Annotated in this window: 11 protein-coding genes and 1 pseudogene; 7 read left to right on the top strand and 5 right to left on the bottom strand. The window is 66.6% G+C overall.

Going from position 1 to position 17,262, the window contains the following annotated elements:
* Nucleotides 1-241: pseudogene (locus AC13GI_RS18455) on the top strand (IS110 family transposase); the annotation flags it as partial.
* Between the two features lie 75 nt (nt 242-316).
* Here AC13GI_RS18455 and AC13GI_RS18450 read toward each other — a convergent pair.
* Nucleotides 317-2,182, bottom strand: coding sequence for an ABC-F family ATP-binding cassette domain-containing protein (locus tag AC13GI_RS18450; RefSeq protein WP_482997008.1), 1,866 nt, complete (start codon nt 2,180-2,182; stop codon nt 317-319).
* A 333-nt stretch (nt 2,183-2,515) separates the two neighbouring features.
* Here AC13GI_RS18450 and AC13GI_RS18445 point away from each other — a divergent pair, with 333 nt between their 5' ends.
* Complete coding sequence (locus tag AC13GI_RS18445; protein WP_482997007.1) at nt 2,516-4,903, top strand: TonB-dependent receptor plug domain-containing protein; 2,388 nt, start codon at nt 2,516-2,518, stop codon at nt 4,901-4,903.
* Nucleotides 4,904-5,071: 168 nt separating this feature from the next.
* Nucleotides 5,072-6,772 carry a YbaL family putative K(+) efflux transporter gene (ybaL, locus tag AC13GI_RS18440; protein WP_482997006.1) on the top strand — a complete coding sequence of 567 codons (1,701 nt, stop codon included), beginning with the start codon at nt 5,072-5,074 and terminating at the stop codon, nt 6,770-6,772.
* A 483-nt stretch (nt 6,773-7,255) separates the two neighbouring features.
* Here the strand turns inward: ybaL and AC13GI_RS18435 are convergent, their stop codons facing one another.
* The gene (locus AC13GI_RS18435) at nt 7,256-8,143 is read right to left on the bottom strand and encodes an AraC family transcriptional regulator (protein WP_482997005.1); all 888 of its coding nucleotides are present in this window, start codon (nt 8,141-8,143) and stop codon (nt 7,256-7,258) included.
* 84 nt (nt 8,144-8,227) lie between these two features.
* Nucleotides 8,228-9,514: an O-acetylhomoserine aminocarboxypropyltransferase/cysteine synthase family protein gene (locus AC13GI_RS18430; RefSeq protein ID WP_482997004.1), complete on the bottom strand. Its 1,287-nt coding sequence runs from the start codon at nt 9,512-9,514 to the stop codon at nt 8,228-8,230.
* A gap of 180 nt (nt 9,515-9,694) precedes the next feature.
* Here AC13GI_RS18430 and AC13GI_RS18425 point away from each other — a divergent pair, with 180 nt between their 5' ends.
* The 3 genes from AC13GI_RS18425 (at nt 9,695) to AC13GI_RS18415 (ending at nt 12,657) form a co-directional block, all read left to right on the top strand.
* Nucleotides 9,695-10,429, top strand: coding sequence for a winged helix-turn-helix domain-containing protein (locus tag AC13GI_RS18425; protein ID WP_099820891.1), 735 nt, complete (start codon nt 9,695-9,697; stop codon nt 10,427-10,429).
* Entirely contained in the window at nt 10,426-11,715 is a 1,290-nt protein-coding gene (locus AC13GI_RS18420; protein ID WP_482997003.1) for an ATP-binding protein, read from the top strand. Before AC13GI_RS18425 ends, AC13GI_RS18420 begins: the two co-directional genes overlap by 4 nt.
* Before the next feature lie 141 nt (nt 11,716-11,856).
* Entirely contained in the window at nt 11,857-12,657 is an 801-nt protein-coding gene (locus AC13GI_RS18415; RefSeq protein ID WP_380655905.1) for a MipA/OmpV family protein, read from the top strand.
* A gap of 79 nt (nt 12,658-12,736) precedes the next feature.
* Here the strand turns inward: AC13GI_RS18415 and clpB are convergent, their stop codons facing one another.
* Both clpB and AC13GI_RS18405 read right to left on the bottom strand, forming a co-directional pair.
* Nucleotides 12,737-15,322, bottom strand: a complete 2,586-nt coding sequence (gene clpB, locus AC13GI_RS18410) for an ATP-dependent chaperone ClpB (RefSeq protein WP_180165702.1) — start codon at nt 15,320-15,322, stop codon at nt 12,737-12,739.
* A gap of 180 nt (nt 15,323-15,502) precedes the next feature.
* A complete protein-coding gene (locus tag AC13GI_RS18405) occupies nt 15,503-16,318 on the bottom strand; it encodes a DUF3014 domain-containing protein (protein ID WP_099820887.1) in 816 nt (271 codons plus the stop codon).
* A gap of 148 nt (nt 16,319-16,466) precedes the next feature.
* Between AC13GI_RS18405 and AC13GI_RS18400 the strand changes: the two genes are divergently transcribed.
* Complete coding sequence (locus AC13GI_RS18400; protein WP_099820886.1) at nt 16,467-17,177, top strand: glutathione S-transferase; 711 nt, start codon at nt 16,467-16,469, stop codon at nt 17,175-17,177.
* Nucleotides 17,178-17,262 lie beyond the last annotated feature (85 nt).

Here is a 17,262-nt window from a genome sequence, read left to right as displayed (position 1 = left end):
GTCCAAGCGTGGCAACGCCAGCCTGCGCCAGATCCTCTACATGGCTGCCATGGGCCTGACCCGATCGAAAGGCGGCAAACCCCTTTACACGGCCATCCGCGAACGCGGCCACAGCAGTACCGCCAGCTTCAACATCCTGGCCAGAAAGCTGGCCAAGATCGCCTGGGGCGTCTTCAAGAGCGGTCGGGACTTTGATCCAGCCATGCTGAAAGTGGGTCAAGCCTGCTTCCAGCAGGCTTGACCACAAACATAGGATCTCGGCTCTACACAGGACATTGGTCGCATCGCGTTGTGGGCCAGCGGCCGACACGGCCGGTTACGACTCCAGCAGTTCCATCCAGGCCGCTTCGGCCTTTTCCAGCTGCGCGGCGGTGGCTTCGCGGTCGCGGCCGAGCACCGCCATGCGCGTGGCATCGGCGTAGTTGCTCGAGTCGGCAAGCTGCCGGTCCAGTTCGGCCAGCACGCCTTCCAGCTCGGCGACCTTGGCTTCGGCACTGGCCAGCTTGTGCGGGTTGACCGGCTTCTTCTGCACCATCTGCGCGACCGGTGCGGTCTTGACCACCACCGGTTCCTCCACCTGCTCCATGCGTACCTTGGTGCCCTGCGCCTGCGGACGCGTGCGCAGCCAGGCGGCGTACGCGTCGAGATCGCCGTCGAACGGTTCGACCACGCCATCGGCCACGCGCCAGAAGGTGTCGCAGACCAGGCCGATCAGATGGCGATCATGCGAGACCATCACGATCGCGCCGTCGAAATCGGCCAGGGCTTCGGCCAGCGCTTCGCGCATTTCCAGGTCAAGGTGGTTGGTCGGTTCGTCGAGCAGCAGCACGTTCGGCTGCTGGTAGGCGATCAGCGCCAACGCCAGGCGCGCGCGCTCGCCGCCGGAGAAGCCGTCCACCGGTTCGAAGGCACGGTCGCCCGGGAAATTCCACTTGCCGAGGAAATCGCGGAACGACTGGTTCGGTGCGTCCGGGGCCAGGTCGCGGAAGTGTTCCATCGGCGACTGGCCTTCATGCAGCGACTCGACCGTGTGCTGGGCGAAGTAGCCGATGCGCAGGTCCGGGTGCGCGGCGCGCTCGCCGGCGATCGGTGCCAGTTCGCCCACCAGGGTCTTCACCAGGGTGGTCTTGCCGGCGCCGTTCGGGCCCAGCAGGCCGATGCGCTGGCCCGCTTCCAGGCCGAAGCCCACGTTGTGCAGGATCACCGAGTCGCTGCCGTAGCCGGCCTCGACGTGGTTCAGGCGGATCAGCGAGAACGGCAGCTTGGCCGGCGGCGCGAACTCGATGCGGAACTCGCGCTCGGCGCGCACTGCTTCGGTACCGGCCAGCTTGGCCAGGCGCTTCATCCGGCTCTGTGCCTGCGCGGCCTTGCTGGCCTGGGCCTTGAAGCGGTCGATGAAGCTCTGCAGATGGGCGCGCTCGGCCTGTTCCTTCTCGTGCGCGATCTGCTGCTGGCGCAGCTGTTCGGCGCGCTGGCGCTCGAAGTCGGTGTAGCCGCCCGGGTAAAGCTTCGCGCCGCCACCGTGCAGGTGCAGGGTGTGGGTGGCGACGTTGTCGAGGAACTCGCGGTCATGCGAGATCAGCAGCAGGGTGCCCGGGTACTTCAGCAGCCACTGTTCCAACCAGTACACCGCGTCCAGATCCAGGTGGTTGGTTGGTTCGTCGAGCAGCAGCAGGTCGCTGGGCATCATCAGCGCGCGGGCCAGGTTCAGGCGCACGCGCCAGCCGCCGGAGAACGAGGACACCGCGCGGTGGTGTGTTTCGGCCGGGAAACCGAGGCCATGCAGCAGCTTGCCGGCGCGCGCTTCGGCGTCGTAGGCGTTCAGCTCGGCCATGCGCGTATGCGCCTCGGCCACCGCTTCCCAGTCCTCGCGGGCGGTGGCTTCGGCCTCGGCGGCCAGCACCGCTGCCACCTCGACGTCACCGCCCAGCACGAAGCTCAGCGCCGGGTCCGGCAGCGACGGGGTTTCCTGGGCGACGCTGGCGATGCGGATCTTGCCGGGCAGGTCGACGTCACCCTTGTCGGCCTCCAGCTCGCCCTTCACCGCCGCGAACAGGCTGGACTTGCCAGCACCGTTGCGGCCGACCACGCCTACCCGGTAACCGGCATGCAGAGTCAGGTCGACATTGGACAACAGCAGCCGCTCGCCGCGGCGCAAGGCGAAATTACGAAGCGAAATCATGGGGGGAGGCGTCCATATAACCGAATGGAATGTGCTGGTAAGCACTGTTCCTGCGACGCAATTCTAGCGTTAACGAATACTTGACGCGCCCCGGGATGCGCGGCGGGCGACGTTCCTCTCTCCCACGTCCTGTCCGCGCGCCTCCCGGGCCCCTCCCCCGTCACTGCCTGTCGCAGCTAAATGGTTGCTGCTGCAACGTTTTTTCTGATGACCGGCATTTGACAGGCACTGAATATCCCGTTAATTCCTGTATTGCGCACCGCAACAACCGTCGTCCGCTCACCCCCGTGATGTCGATTCCGGTGCCATCCCGCCAACCGGAGCCCCCTCCCGATGACCCGCAAGACCAGCCTGATCGCCGCCGCCGTCGCTGTCGCACTCGGTGGTTCTCCGTTCGTTGCCGCCGCCCAGCAGGCCGGCACCGCCGCCAACACCCTGGACACGGTGATCGTCACCGGCACCCGCGTGGCCGACCGCACGGTCGCCGAATCGCAGTCGCCGATCGACATCATCACCCCCGAAATCCTGCAGTCCACCGGCACCGGTGAGCTGGCCACCGCGCTGTCGCGTGCCCTGCCCTCGCTGAATTTCCCGCGCCCGGCACTGACCGACGGCACCAGCGGTGTGCGCCCGGCACAGCTGCGCGGCCTGTCGCCGGACCAGGTGCTGGTGCTGGTCAACGGCAAGCGCCGCCACACCTCGGCGATGATCAACGTCAACGGCAGCATCGGCCGTGGCTCGTCGGCAGTGGACATCAACGCGATTCCGATCGCCGCCATCGAGCGCGTCGAGGTGCTGCGTGACGGCGCCTCCGCACAGTACGGTTCGGATGCCATCGCCGGCGTCATCAACATCGTGCTGAAGGGCAGCGGCAGTGGCGGCAGCCTGGCCGTCGACTACGGCCAGTATTCGGCCGGCGACGGCAACAAGTACCAGCTGTCCGGCGATACCGGCGTGGAATTCGGCAACGGCCGTGGCCGCGTGCACGTGGCCGGCCAGATCAGCCAGCAGGACGAGAGCGACCGCGCCGGCCCCTACCGCGGCACCACGCCCAACACCGGCAACTTCCCCAGCGTTGGCCAGACCACCTTCATTGTCGGCGACCCGAAGGTCGACGCCACCGCTGCCTCGGTCAACGCCAGCTTTGATTTCAGCGACCACGTGACCGGCTACGCCAGCGCGCTGCTCAGCAACCGCGACATCACCTCGTTCGCGTTCTACCGTTCGCGCAACCACAGCGGGCAGACCGCGCTGCTGGCGCAGACCTACCCGGACGGCTATGTGCCGCAGATCAACCAGTATTCCAAGGACCGTTCGCTGGTGGCCGGCGTCAAAGGCAACACCGACAACGGCTGGACCTGGGACCTGAGCCTGAACCACGGCGAGAACACCCTGGATTTCCACACCCGCAACAGCATCAACTACAGCCTGGGCGCCACCAGCCCGCGTTCGTTCTACGACGGCACGCTGAAGTACCAGCAGGACATCTTCAACGCCGACCTGACCAAGTCGCTGGACTGGGGACTGGCCTATCCGGTCACGCTGTCCTTCGGCGGTGAGTACCGCCGCGAGAAGTGGGACCAGAACCCGGGTGAACTGAACTCCTACACCGGCACCGGCGCGCAGGGTTTCGCCGGCTTCACCCCGACCAACGAAGTGCACACCGACCGCCACAACTACGCGGTCTATGCGGGCCTGGAAGCGGACCTGACCGAGAAGTTCTCCGCCGGCATCACCGGCCGCTACGAGGATTACTCGGACTTCGGTGACCGCTTCTCCGGCAAGCTGTCGGCGCGCTACGCGTTCACCGACAAGGTCGCGCTGCGGGCCACCGCCTCCAGCGGCTTCCGCGCGCCGTCGCTGCCGCAGCAGGGCTACCAGGCGGTGACCAGCCAGTTCACCAACGGCGTGTTCGTCGAACGCGGCACCTTCCCGACCACCAGCCAGGCCGCACAGGCGCTGGGCGCTTCGCCGCTGAAGGCCGAGACGTCCACCTCCTACAGCCTGGGCCTGGTGCTGCAGCCGATCGACCGCCTGTACGTCACCGTCGATGCGTACCAGATCGACATCGACAACCGCATCGCGCTGTCGTCCAGCATCACCACCAACGCCGCTTCCAGTGCGCTGCTGGCCGGGCTGGGCCTGCCGCAGGTGACTGCCTTCTCGTACTTCACCAACGGCCTGGATACGCGCACCCGTGGCGTCGACTTCGTGTCCAGCTACACCGTGCCGTTCAGCGCCAGCAGCCTGGAACTGACCGCGGCGTACAGCTACAACGACACCGAAGTGCAGCGCGTGGGTGGCACCCCGGCGGTGTTCGGCACGCTGGGCCTGACCCAGTCGCTGATCGGCCGCGATGAGATTGGCCGCATCGAGGACAGCTACCCGCACGACAAGACCATCCTCAGCGGCACCTGGCGCTCGGACCATTGGGAACTGGGCCTGGCGGCGACCCGCTACGGCAAGTTCACCGTGCGCAACTCGGCCACGGCCGCGCGTGACCAGACCTACGGCGACAAGTGGGTGCTGGATGCTTCGGCCAGCTACAAGCCGAGTGCCAACTGGACGCTGACGGTGGGTGCCGACAACCTGCTGAACGAGTACCCGGACCGCACCGAAGACCTGCAGAACTCCACGTTCGGCATGCTCCCGTACAGCAACTACTCGCCGTTCGGCTTCAATGGCGCGTATGTGTATGGGCGGATCAAGTACAACTGGTAAGCGGTAGCGGGAGTGCCGGGCCCTGCCCGGCGGCTGCTCTGCTAGTGCCGGCCGCTGGCCGGCAACAACGCGTGGGCACCCGCAGGCCACGGATCATGGCCTGCGGGTTTGCCGTATCTGGCCGTATCGGTGAAAATCGGGGTACCCCCCTGTTTCCTGCGAGAGCCGATGCACCATGACACCGACCTGATCAACATCGTTGCCGTTGGTCTCGGGCTCGCCTTCATCTTCGGCGCGCTGGCCAACAAGCTCCGCTTGTCTCCTCTGGTCGGTTACCTGGTTGCTGGCATCTGCGTCGGTCCGTTCACCCCGGGCTTCGTCGCCGACCAGGCGCTGGCCAACCAGCTGGCCGAGCTGGGCGTGATGCTGCTGATGTTCGGCGTCGGCCTGCACTTCTCGCTGAAGGACCTGATGGCGGTCAAGGCCATCGCCATTCCCGGTGCCATCGGCCAGATCCTGGTCGCCACCCTGCTCGGCTGGGGCCTGGCGGCATTGATGGGCTGGCCGGTCATCCACGGCATCGTGTTTGGTTTCGCGCTGGCTACGGCCAGTACCGTGGTGCTGCTGCGCGCGATGGAAGAGCGCCGCCTGCTGGAAACCCAGCGCGGCAAGATCGCGGTCGGCTGGCTGATCGTCGAGGACCTGGCCTGCGTGCTGGCACTGGTGATGATGCCGGTGATGGCCGGCGTGTTCGGGCCCGACGCGGCCAATGAACACCACACCATCGGCAGCGTGCTGGCCAGCATCGGCTGGACGTTCGTGCAGCTGGGCCTGTTCGTGGCGGTGATGCTGGTGGTTGGGCGCCGGGTCATTCCGTGGATCCTGGAGCGCATCGCCGGTACCGGCTCGCGCGAACTGTTCACCCTGTCGGTGCTGGCGATCGCGCTGGGCGTGGCGTTCGGTTCGGCGATGCTGTTCGGTGTGTCGTTCGCGCTGGGCGCGTTCTTCGCCGGCATGCTGCTCAATGAATCCGAACTCAGCCACAAGGCGGCCAGCGATTCACTGCCGCTGCGTGATGCATTCGCGGTGCTGTTCTTCGTTTCGGTGGGCATGCTGTTCAATCCCGGCATTCTGATCGAGCACCCGTGGCAGGTGCTGGCCACCGCCGGCATCATCATGTTCGGCAAGTCGGCGGCGGCGTTCTTCATCGTGCGCGCGTTCGGCCACCCGACCGGCACCGCATTGACGATCTCGGCCAGCCTGGCGCAGATCGGCGAGTTCGCCTTCATCATCGCCGGCCTCGGCGTGACCCTGAAGATCCTGCCGCCCACCGGCCAGGCGCTGGTGCTGGCCGGCGCGCTGATCTCGATCATGCTCAATCCGCTGGTGTTCGGTCTGCTCGACCGCTGGCTGCTGAAGCACCAGGAAACCACGCCTACGGCGGTGGAGACCGAGCTGCCGCCAGGACCGTCGCTGGACCTGCACGACCATGCCATCGTCATCGGCTACGGCCGCGTTGGCAGCGCGCTGGCACAGGTGCTGCGCGACCGTGGCGTGCCGGTGATGATCATCGACGACAACAAGGAACATGTTGCCGAAGCGCATGCGGCGGGCCTGCCCGGCATCCGCGGCAGCGCCGCGTCGGACAAGGTGCTGGCCGAGGCCCATCCCGAGCGCGCGAAGATCGCGGTGCTGGCGATCCCGCAGCCGCTGGAAGCCGGTGAGACCCTGGCCAAGCTGCGTGCGATCAACCCCAACCTGACCCTGCTGGCGCGCGCGCACAGCGATGCCGAAGTGAAGCATCTGCTTGAACATGGTGCCGACGGTACGGTGATGGCCGAGCGCGAGCTGGCCTACTCGCTGGCGGAAATGGTGATGGCGACTCCGCCGTATCGCAGTCTTGGGCAGCACAGCATTCCGGTGGTGTGAGGGCTGTGCGGCAGGGCTGCGCCCTGCGCCTGCGGTGGCAACTGCAACTGCCGAAGCAACAGCCAGAGCTGGCTTCCTGCGGGATGGCGGGGTGGGTCCGGTTGCGGGGGGCGCTGCAAGTACGTCCCTGTAAGCTCGGTCGCCGCATCCATGCGGCTCACGCCCCCGCAACCGGATCCACCCCGCCTTCGACAGGTTCCCACTGCTGTTGGTAAATGCTCTTGGTGGGTGTCGACCTTGGTCGACACGTCGATCCACGTCATGCGTGGATGTTCTTCGTTCAATCGTTGAAAAATCGATTTCGATTGAGATTCATCCACGCATGGCGTGGATCTACCGGGGTTGGTTGCACCTAAAAAAATCCCCGGCCGACCCGCATCGGCCGGGGATGATATCGCCACGCCCTTGGAGAGCGTCTCTACCGTAGCGCGTTCCTGCAGTGGTGGTGATCGCCTGTGGCGATGACGACCAAGCCGGTGGCTATCAGCCGGCCAGCGGCAGGCAGACGTCGGCGCGCAGCTGGTGCGCAGGTATCTGTTCGGGATCATCCAGGAAGTGGAAATACAGGGGCGCTTCGGCAAGTGCATGCCCGCTGTCCGGCCACCAGTCGCGCAGCAGTACGTCACCCACTGCCTGCAGCTGCTCATAGGGGCCGACGTGGTGGACAACCGCATGCGGTCCGACTCCGAGGGCCTGCCGCCGCAGCGGCGATGACAAGGGCGGCAACTCCGTGGCGAATCCGATGCCGCAGTCGAAGCGGTGCACCCGTGCCGGTACGTCACGGTGGTCATCGACGGCGATGCCCACCAGATGCAGCAGATCATCGGCCAAGCCCTGCGTCTGCGCCCATTCAAACAAGCGACCGAAGCTGGCGTCGAGATCACCGAAGGCACCCTGTGCGCGCAACAGCACGACCTCGAACGGCTGCAGCGCGCGCACTTCCACTTTCAACGGGGTAGCGGTCTCTGCGTCCACGTCGGCCGGCGGCTGTGCCAATACCTGCTGCCATCGCTGCCGCAGCGCTGCATCGGCGCGCAGCGCGCGCGGGGTGGTATCCAGGCGCTGCCGGCAGCGCCGCGCCAGGGCCTGAGCGCTTTCGTAGCCTGCGGCCAATGCGGCGTCGGTGACACTTGCATCGGGCTGCTGCAGCGCCTGCAAGGCGTTGAGCAGACGCAGGCGATCCAGCGTCTGCCCCGGGCTTTCACCGGTCAGCGCCCGGTACAGGCGCTGGAAGTGATAGGGCGACTGATGCGCCACTGTCGCCAGCGCGGTTACATCCGGCAGCGCCTGCTGCTCACGCAGGCATGCCTGCAGATGGTCGATGACCCGTTCGATTCCCTGCGCCTGGCGCAGGCCTGCAAGCCGTTTCATGACCATCTCCCATCGAGGACATGGCTGCGATCGTGCCTGATCCCCCGCCCGCGCGCGTAACCGATCCTGCGCGATTGCCTACCCTCAGGTGACGGCCAGGGCCTGCTCCAGGTCAGCGCGCAGGTCACCGATGTGCTCGATGCCGATCGACAGGCGCACGGTGTCCTCGCTGACCCCGGCCCTGGCGAGCTCGGCCGCATCCAGCTGGCGATGGGTGGTCGACGCTGGATGGGTGGCCAGCGACTTCGCATCCCCCAGGTTCACCAGCCGGGTGAACAGCTTCAGTGCATCAAGGAAACGCGCGCCGGCAACGCGCCCGCCGGGCAGGCCGAAGGTCAGCACGCCGGAGCCGTGGCCGCCCAGATAGCGCTGCGCCGCCGTGTGTTCGGGATCTTCGGGCAACCCGGCATAGCGCACCCAGGCCACCTTCGGATGCGCGCGCAGGTACTGCGCCACGGCCAGCGCGTTGGCGTTGATCCGCTCCATGCGCAGGGCCAGGGTCTCGATGCCCTGCAGGATCAGGAAGGCGTTGAACGGGGACAACGCGGCACCGGTGTTGCGCAATGGCACCACCCGCGCACGACCGATGTACGCCGCCGCGCCGAGCGCTTCGGTATAGACCACACCGTGATAGCTCGGATCGGGCTGGTTCAAGCGGGCGAAGCGTTGCGGCTGTGCCGTCCAGTCGAAGCGGCCCGAATCGACGATCGCCCCGCCCAGGCTGGTGCCGTGGCCGCCGAGGTACTTGGTCAGCGAATGCACGACGATGTCGGCGCCATGTTCGAACGGGCGCAGCAGGAACGGCGTGGCCACGGTGTTGTCGACGATCAGCGGCACGCCCGCCGCATGCGCGACCTCGGCGATCGCGGCGATGTCGGTGACGTTGCCGCGCGGGTTGCCGATCGATTCGACGAACACCGCCTTGGTGCGCTCGTCGATCAACGCGGCGAACGCGGAAGGGTCGGCCGGATCGGCAAAACGCGTCTGGATGCCGTACTGCGGCAGCGTGTGCGCCAGCAGGTTGACGCTGCCGCCATACAGCGCGCTGGCGGCGACGATGTTGTCGCCAGCCTCGGCAATGGTCTGGATTGCATAGGTGATCGCCGCCTGCCCGGAGGCCAGTGCCAACGCGCCGATGCCCCCTTCCAGTGCCGCCACGCGCTGCTCCAGCACGTCGGTGGTGGGGTTCATGATGCGCGTATAGATGTTGCCCGGCACCTTCAGGTCAAACAGGTCTGCCCCGTGCTGGGTGTCATCGAATGCGTAGGCCACGGTCTGGTAGATCGGCACCGCCACCGCGCGCGTGGTCGGGTCGGGGCGATAGCCGCCGTGCACGGCCAGGGTTTCCAGTTGCCACTGCGGATCGCTCATTGCACCAGGCTCCATCCGGGGAAACGTCCACCATAGGCCACCCTTCACCCGCCACTGAGAGCCCCTGGCGATGACGCCAGTACCTGCGGTTATCAGGTTGCCCAGGATTCAGGCAGTCGTCATGGGCCGTTGCTAGGCTTCGCCGCCGGGCCCTTCGACCCGGACAAGGACGCCCTACCGATGCAGCCCTCCCCGTGGACTCCCGCCGCTGGCAACCCGACCCAGGTGCTGCTGGTCGAGGACGATCGCCGCCTGGCCGAGCTGGTCAGCGACTACCTGCGCGAACATGGATTTGCCGTGCAGCACGTGCCGCGAGGCGACCTGGCCAGCGCGGCCTGTCGCCAGCACGCGCCGGAACTGGTGGTGCTGGACCTGATGCTGCCTGGCCTCGGTGGCATCGATGTGTGCCGGCAGATCCGCAGTTTTTCCGACGTGCCGATCCTGATGCTGACCGCGTGCGAGGACGATATCGAACAGGTGCTGGGCCTGGAGTCCGGCGCCGATGACTACGTGCACAAGCCGATCGAGCCGCGGCTGCTGCTGGCACGCCTGCGCGCGCTGCTGCGCCGTCGCCATGGCAGCGGCCCTGCCGGCGTGCCGTGCCGGCTGATGCATGGGGAACTGCTGATCGATCGCGTGCAGCGCGAGGTTCACCTGCATGGGCAGCCGGTGGAACTGGGCACCACCGAGTTCGAGATCCTCTGGCTGCTGGCCAGCCAACCCGGGCAGATCCTCTCGCGCGACCAGATCCTGCAGGCGGCGCGCGGCATCGGTTTCGATGGACTGGACCGCAGCGTGGATGTCTGCATCGGCAAGCTGCGCCGCAAGCTGGGCGACGATGCGCGCGAACCTCGCCGGATCAAGACCGTCTGGGGCCGCGGCTACCAGTTCAACCCGTCGGCCTGGTCGGCGTGAAGCGCCTGTTCCTGTGGCTGTGGTTCGTCACTGGTGCCTGCCTGCTGGTGTCGGTGTTCAGCCTCAACCAGCTGCTGGACCGCATCTACACGCCCCTGCAGGAACGCGTTTTCGTCGAGCAGGTGCGCGGCCAGGTGTATGCGCTGCGCAGCGGACTGGCCGGCCTGGACCGCCCACAGCAGGAGCAGCGTCTGGCGCAATGGCAACCGCACTACGGCATTGCCCTGTCGCTGCTGGATGCACCACCGGTACTGGATGACGAAGAGCGCAGTGCCCTGCGCGGGGACGGCTTCATCGTCCGCGACCGCTACCAGCAGGTGCTGCTGCCCATCGAGGGTGCTGACGGACGCTGGCTGCAACTGCGCTTTCCCGGCGAAGTGCAGATGACCCTGTACATGACCATCGCCGCGTACCTGTGCATCCTGCTGCTGGTCGGCGCCTGCCTCTATGCCTGGGTACGCCTGTTGTGGCGCGACCTGGAGGCGCTGCGGGGTCATGCAGACCGCATCGGTGCCGGCGACCTGCAGGCGCGTGCGCAGGTATCGCCGCGCTCGCAGATCCGCGTCATCGTCGAGCATTCCAACCGCATGGCAGCGCGCGTGGCCGAACTGGTGCAACGGCAGCGCGATCTCACCCATGCCATTTCCCACGAGCTGCGCACGCCGATCGCACGCCTGGCCTTCGGCCTGGACCTGATGCAGGACAGCAACGACCAGGCGCGACGGGCCCACCTCGCTGCCGGCCTGCATGGCGATCTGGCCGAGCTCAACCGGTTGGTCAGCGAGCTGTTGGCGTACGAGCGGCTGGAGCATCCCAACGACGCCGAGCCCATGCAGCGGATCGAAGCGAACGACTGGCTGCAGGCCTGCATGGAAGACGCGCGGCGCGATGCCGAGCGCGCAGGCCTGGTGCTGCAGGTGTGGCCCAGTGCGCTGCCACGCGTTGATGCCGAGCCGCGCCTGCTGCAGCTGGCCCTGAGCAACCTGGTCGGCAACGCGATGCGCTACGCACGCACCCGTGTGGAGGTGTCACTGGTCAGCGTGGCCGGCAAGGCCTGCCTGCGCGTGGATGACGATGGCCCGGGCATCGCCGAAGGCGATCGCGAGAAGGTGCTGCGCCCGTTCACCCGTCTGGATGACAGCCGCAGCCGCGATACCGGCGGCTTCGGCCTGGGCCTGGCCATCGCCGGGCGCATCGCGGTTCGTCACCATGGCGAACTTCGCGTGGGACGCGCGACCCTCGGCGGCGCGCGCCTGGAAATGCACTGGCCAATGGCTGCCAGCTGAACGGCACAGGCCGCGCTTACAGTTGCTTACAACTCCCGCACAACTGCGGACGGATTGGTCGCTGGCGTCCCGCCACGCTGGCGACCCAGCAGCACGCGCCGGATGCGCGCGCTGCACTTCCTCCCAATGCAGAGAGTTGCCATGTCCCACCTTCGCCGTTTCCCCACCCTGCTCGGCCTGGCCGTGCTGCCGTTGTTCGCAGCTTCCGCAGCGCATGCCAAGGATGACCAGTGGACCTTCGAGCTTGCTGCCGGTGGCGGCGTCGCCCCGCGTTACAGCGGCAGCGAGGAATTCCAGGCCGCCCCCACACTGTCCTTCGACGTGACCTCGCCGGGCGGCTGGTTTCTGGGTACCAGCGGTGCGGGTTGGGGTACGGCGATCGGCGAACACACCCGCGTGCGTGCCTACGTCGGTGGCAGCGGCAGCCGCCGCGAGAAGAACTCGATCCTCGGCGGCTCGGACTTCCTGCGTGGCATGGGCGATATCGATACCCGGCCGCTGGTCGGCCTGGCGGCTGGCTATACGCTGGGTGAGGCGGTGCTGAGTGGTTCCTGGCAGTACACGCTGAAAGACGACGACAAGGGCGACAACGGCCTTGCGACCCAGCAGATCCATCTGAACCTGGAATTGCCGTTGTTCGATCTGGCCGGTGGCGTGGTCAGCGGCAGCGTGTCCACCGACTACGGCAACCGCGGCTACATGCAGACCTGGTATGGCGTCAGCCCTGACCAGGCCGCTCGCACCGGTTTCGCCCAGCACAAGCCCAAGGCTGGTCTGGTCAGCGCCGGCCTGGGCATGAAATGGAGCCATCGCGCCGGTCGCAACGGCAACTGGTACATCGCCGTGGAAGGCACCCGCCTGCTGGGCGATGCGGCAGACAGCCCGATCGTGCAGAAGGCCAACCAGTTCGGGTTGATGACCGGGTATACGCACCGGTTCTGAGCATTGCCGGCAAGCGCCGGATGCGGCCGGTCGCTACAACCGAAACGGGGCGCTGCACTCATGCAGCGCCCCGTCCGGCTCAGGCCTTGGCGAACACCAGATGGCCGCCGTCGTTGCCCACTTCGATGGTATCGCCGTTGACGAACGCACCGGACAGGATCTTCTGGGCGAGCGGGTTCTCCAGCTGTGCCTGGATCGCACGCTTCAACGGACGCGCACCGTACACCGGATCGAAGCCGACGTTGCCGAGCAGATCGAACGCTGCATCGGACACCACCAGCTTCAGGCCACGCTCGGCCAGGCGCTTTTCCAGGCCGCGCATCTGGATGCGCGCGATCTGCTTGATCTGCTGCTTGTCCAGCGGATGGAACACCACGATGTCATCCAGGCGGTTGATGAACTCCGGACGGAAGTGCGCCTGCACCACGCCCATCACCGCCGCCTTCATCTGCGTGTAGGCCTCCGGCGTGTCATCGCCACTCATGTCCTGGATCTGGTGCGAGCCCAGGTTCGAAGTCATCACGATGACGGTGTTGCGGAAGTCCACCGTGCGGCCCTGGCCGTCGGTCAGGCGACCGTCGTCCAGCACCTGCAGCAGGATGTTGAACACATCCGGATGCGCCTTCTCCACCTCATCCAGCAGGATCAGCGAATACGGGCGACGACGCACGGCCTCGGTAAGGTAACCACCTTCCTCGTAGCCCACGTAGCCCGGGGGCGCACCGATCAGGCGCGCCACGCTGTGCTTCTCCATGAACTCGCTCATGTCGATGCGGATCATCGCGTCGGCGCTGTCGAACAGGAACTCGGCCAGCGACTTGCACAGTTCGGTCTTGCCCACGCCGGTCGGGCCCAGGAACAGGAACGAGCCCCCGGGTCGATTCGGATCGGACAAGCCAGCGCGCGAACGACGCACTGCGTCGGACACCACCTTGATCGCCTCTTCCTGGCCGACCACGCGGTTGTGCAGCACCTCTTCCATGCGCAGCAGCTTGTCGCGCTCGCCTTCGAGCATCTTGTTGACCGGAATGCCGGTCCAACGCGAGACTACCTCGGCGATCTCCTCGTCGGTCACGCGGTCCTGCACCAGCTTGAAGTCGTGGTTCTCCACTTCCTGGGCGGCCGCCAACTGCTTTTCCAGCTGAGGCAGCACGCCATACTGGATCTCGCTCATGCGCGCGAAATCCTGCCGGCGCTGCGCAGACTCCAGTTCGACCTTGGCCTGCTCGACCTGTTCCTTGATCTTCGTCGTGCCCTGCAGCGCGGCCTTCTCCGACTTCCAGACCTCGTTCAGATCGGAGAACTCGCGCTCCAGCGCATCGATATCGTTTTCCAGATCGGCCAGGCGCTGCCGCGAGGCATCGTCCTTTTCCTTCTTCAGCATCTCGCGCTGGATCTTCAACTGGATCAGGCGGCGTTCAAGCCGGTCCAGTTCCTCCGGCTTGGAGTCGATCTCCATGCGCAGGCGTGAAGCGGCTTCGTCCATCAGGTCGATGGCCTTGTCCGGCAGCTGGCGGTCGGTGATGTAGCGGTTGGACAGCGTGGCCGCGGCGACGATGGCCGGGTCGGTGATCTCCACCCCGTGGTGCACCGCGTACTTTTCCTTCAGGCCACGCAGGATCGCGATGGTGTCCTCCACCGTCGGCTCGCCCACGAACACCTTCTGGAAGCGGCGCTCCAGCGCGGCATCCTTCTCGATGTACTTGCGGTATTCGTCCAGCGTGGTCGCACCGACGCAGTGCAGTTCACCGCGTGCGAGTGCCGGCTTCAGCATGTTGCCGGCATCCATCGCGCCGTCGGCCTTGCCGGCGCCGACCATGGTGTGCAGCTCATCGATGAACAGGATGATCTGCCCTTCGCTCTTGGCCAGGTCGTTGAGCACGCCCTTCAGGCGCTCCTCGAATTCGCCGCGGAACTTCGCACCGGCGATCAGCGCGCCCATGTCCAGCGACAGCACGCGCTTGCCACGCAGGCCTTCGGGCACTTCGTCGTTGATGATGCGCTGGGCCAGGCCTTCGACGATCGCGGTCTTGCCCACGCCGGGTTCGCCGATCAGCACCGGGTTGTTCTTGGTACGACGCTGCAGCACCTGGATGGTGCGGCGGATCTCCTCGTCACGGCCGATCACCGGATCGAGCTTGCCGCTCTCGGCACGCGCGGTCAGGTCGATGGTGTACTTCTCCAGCGCCTGCCGCTGTTCTTCGGCGTTCTCCGACTGCACGTTCTCGCCGCCACGCAGCTTGTCGATGGCGGTCTGCAGGCGCGCCTTGTCGGCGCCGGCAGCGCGCAGCGCCATGCCCAGCGTGCCGCCGTCTTCCAGTGCGGCCAGCACGAACCACTCGCTGGCGATGAAGGCATCGCCCTGCTGCTGTGCCAGCTTGTCGGTGTGGTTGAGCAGGCGGTTGAGATCGTTGCCGATCGACAGGTTGCCGGCCTGGCCGGACACCTTCGGCAGCGCTTCAAGCGCCTCGTCCAGGCGCTCGCGCAGCACCGGCACGTTGACGCCGGCCTGCGCCAGCAATGGCCGCGTGCTGCCGCCCTGCTGGTCCAGCAGGGCGCTGAAGACATGTACCGGTTCAATGATGCTGTTGTCGCGGCCTACCGCCAGCGACTGCGCGTCTGCCAGCGCCTGCTGGAAACGCGAGGTGAGCTTGTCCATGCGCATTGTGAAACCTCATCGGTCATCTTGGCCGGCCGCGCCGGCGATGCTGGAAAGATGCGGTTGCCCCACCCGGTTTCAAGGGTGGCTGCGACTGCATTCGAAGGCCAGTCAGCCTGCGGCCAGCATGCCGGACGGGGTGTTGTCGGCGCGTTGATCCGGATCACATCCGCACCACGGGGGCTCTCAACGGGTGATCGCGGCCCGGATCGCCCGCAGCTGCTGCTTGACCGCCCGCGCCTGCGCCGCGTCCATGCGCAGCAAGGCCTTCTGGCCGATCGAGCGCGATTGCAGGGTGGCATCGACGAAGCGGTAACGTCCGCGCTCATCGCGCTCAACCAATGGCGCTTGAGCCAGCTCAGGGGTGTCCAGCAGATGATCGATGACTGACACCAGGCGGTCATTGAAGTAGCCGTCGGGCCGGCCAAGATCGACGTAGGCCTGCTGGATCAGCGGATAGAAGCGCTTGTAGGCAACGGCCGCGGCCGCTGGATCAATCGCAGTGAAGGCCTGCACATAGGGCGCATAGCGCGCCGCATTGGCCGCAGCGATGCGTTCGCCGCCCTCGCCCTGCTCCACCTGCAGGCTGCCCGGCAGTGGCCGTGCGGCCAGCGCGGTGGGCGGCACACTGGCCTTGTCCAGGTTGTCGACCTGGGTAACCAGTCGCTGGATCAGGTGATCGCGCAGCAGCACGGTCAACGCGCCCTCGCCCTTGAACAGCTGGTTCAATGCGCTCCAGGCAGCGGCATCGCTGTCAGCAAGCTTCGGCAGCGCCGGGTCGGCGGCAGCCTCGGCATCCAGCGGATGCCTGATCGGCGGCGGTGCGGGGTCCTGGGTAGCAGCGGGCTTCGGTGCGGCGCCTGCCGTGGTCGGCGTGGATTGCACCGGCACCGATACGCCATCTGCCAGGCCCTGCAACTGGTCGCGGAACAACCATGTGCCCGCGCCACCCACCACCACCACGCCCAGAACCCAGGGCCAGACCGCTTTTCCACTCTGCATGATGCAGTACCTCGCTTTTCACCTGCATGGACAAGGTGTGACTCCCCTCGTTCCGCTGGGTTCCCTCCCCGTTCCGCTGGCGTTGTGGTTCACGCCTGCTTTGCGCGGTACGCGCGACCCTGCTGTTCTTGTCTTGCGGAGAAGCCTCATGCAGTACGCGCTGTACTACTGGACCGGCATCCAGGGCCGTGGCGAATTCGTGCGGCTGGCGCTGGAAGATGCCGGCGCCGACTATGTCGACATGGGGCGGGTGCACGGCGACGTGGTGATGCAGCCGTTCCTCGACGGCCACAGCGAAGGTGCGCAACCTTTCGCGCCACCGTTCCTGAAGGCCGGGCGACAGGTCATCGCACAGGTCGCGGCCATTCTCGATTTCCTCGGCCCGACACTGGACCTGGTTCCGCAGGCCGCCTCACGGCGCATGCAGGCACTGCAGTGGCAGCTGACCATCGCCGATCTGGTGGCCGAGGTGCACGACACCCATCATCCGATCGCTGCGTCGAAGTACTACGAAGACCAGAAGACCGAAGCGAAGGCGCGCGCAGCAGCGATGCGCGGGGAGCGCCTGCCGAAGTTCCTCGGCTACTTCGAGCAGGTGCTGAAAGCCAATGGCGGTCGCCACCCGCTGCGCGAACACTCCTACGTGGATTTGTCACTGTTCCAGCTGCTGAGCGGGCTGGACTACATGTTTCCGCGTCGCATGCAGGCCCTCGGCCCCACCCTGCCCTTGCTGCGTGCACTGCAGGAACGGGTGGCGAAACGGCCGAACATCGCCGCCTACCTGGGCTCGGAACGGCGGCTGGCGTTCAACACGAATGGCATTTTCCGCCATTACCCGGAGCTGGATGGAGCACGGTGATACCGCCGCCTGCAGCTCCCGTTGTAGAGCCGCGGCGGCGCGGGGCGCGGAGCGGCCCCGGCGCCGGGGGGGGCGGCCCACCCCC

Source organism: Stenotrophomonas sp. 82F1 (assembly GCF_056861525.1).
Note: the sequence above shows the minus strand (reverse complement) of the source record. Positions and strands in the feature narration are given on the sequence as shown.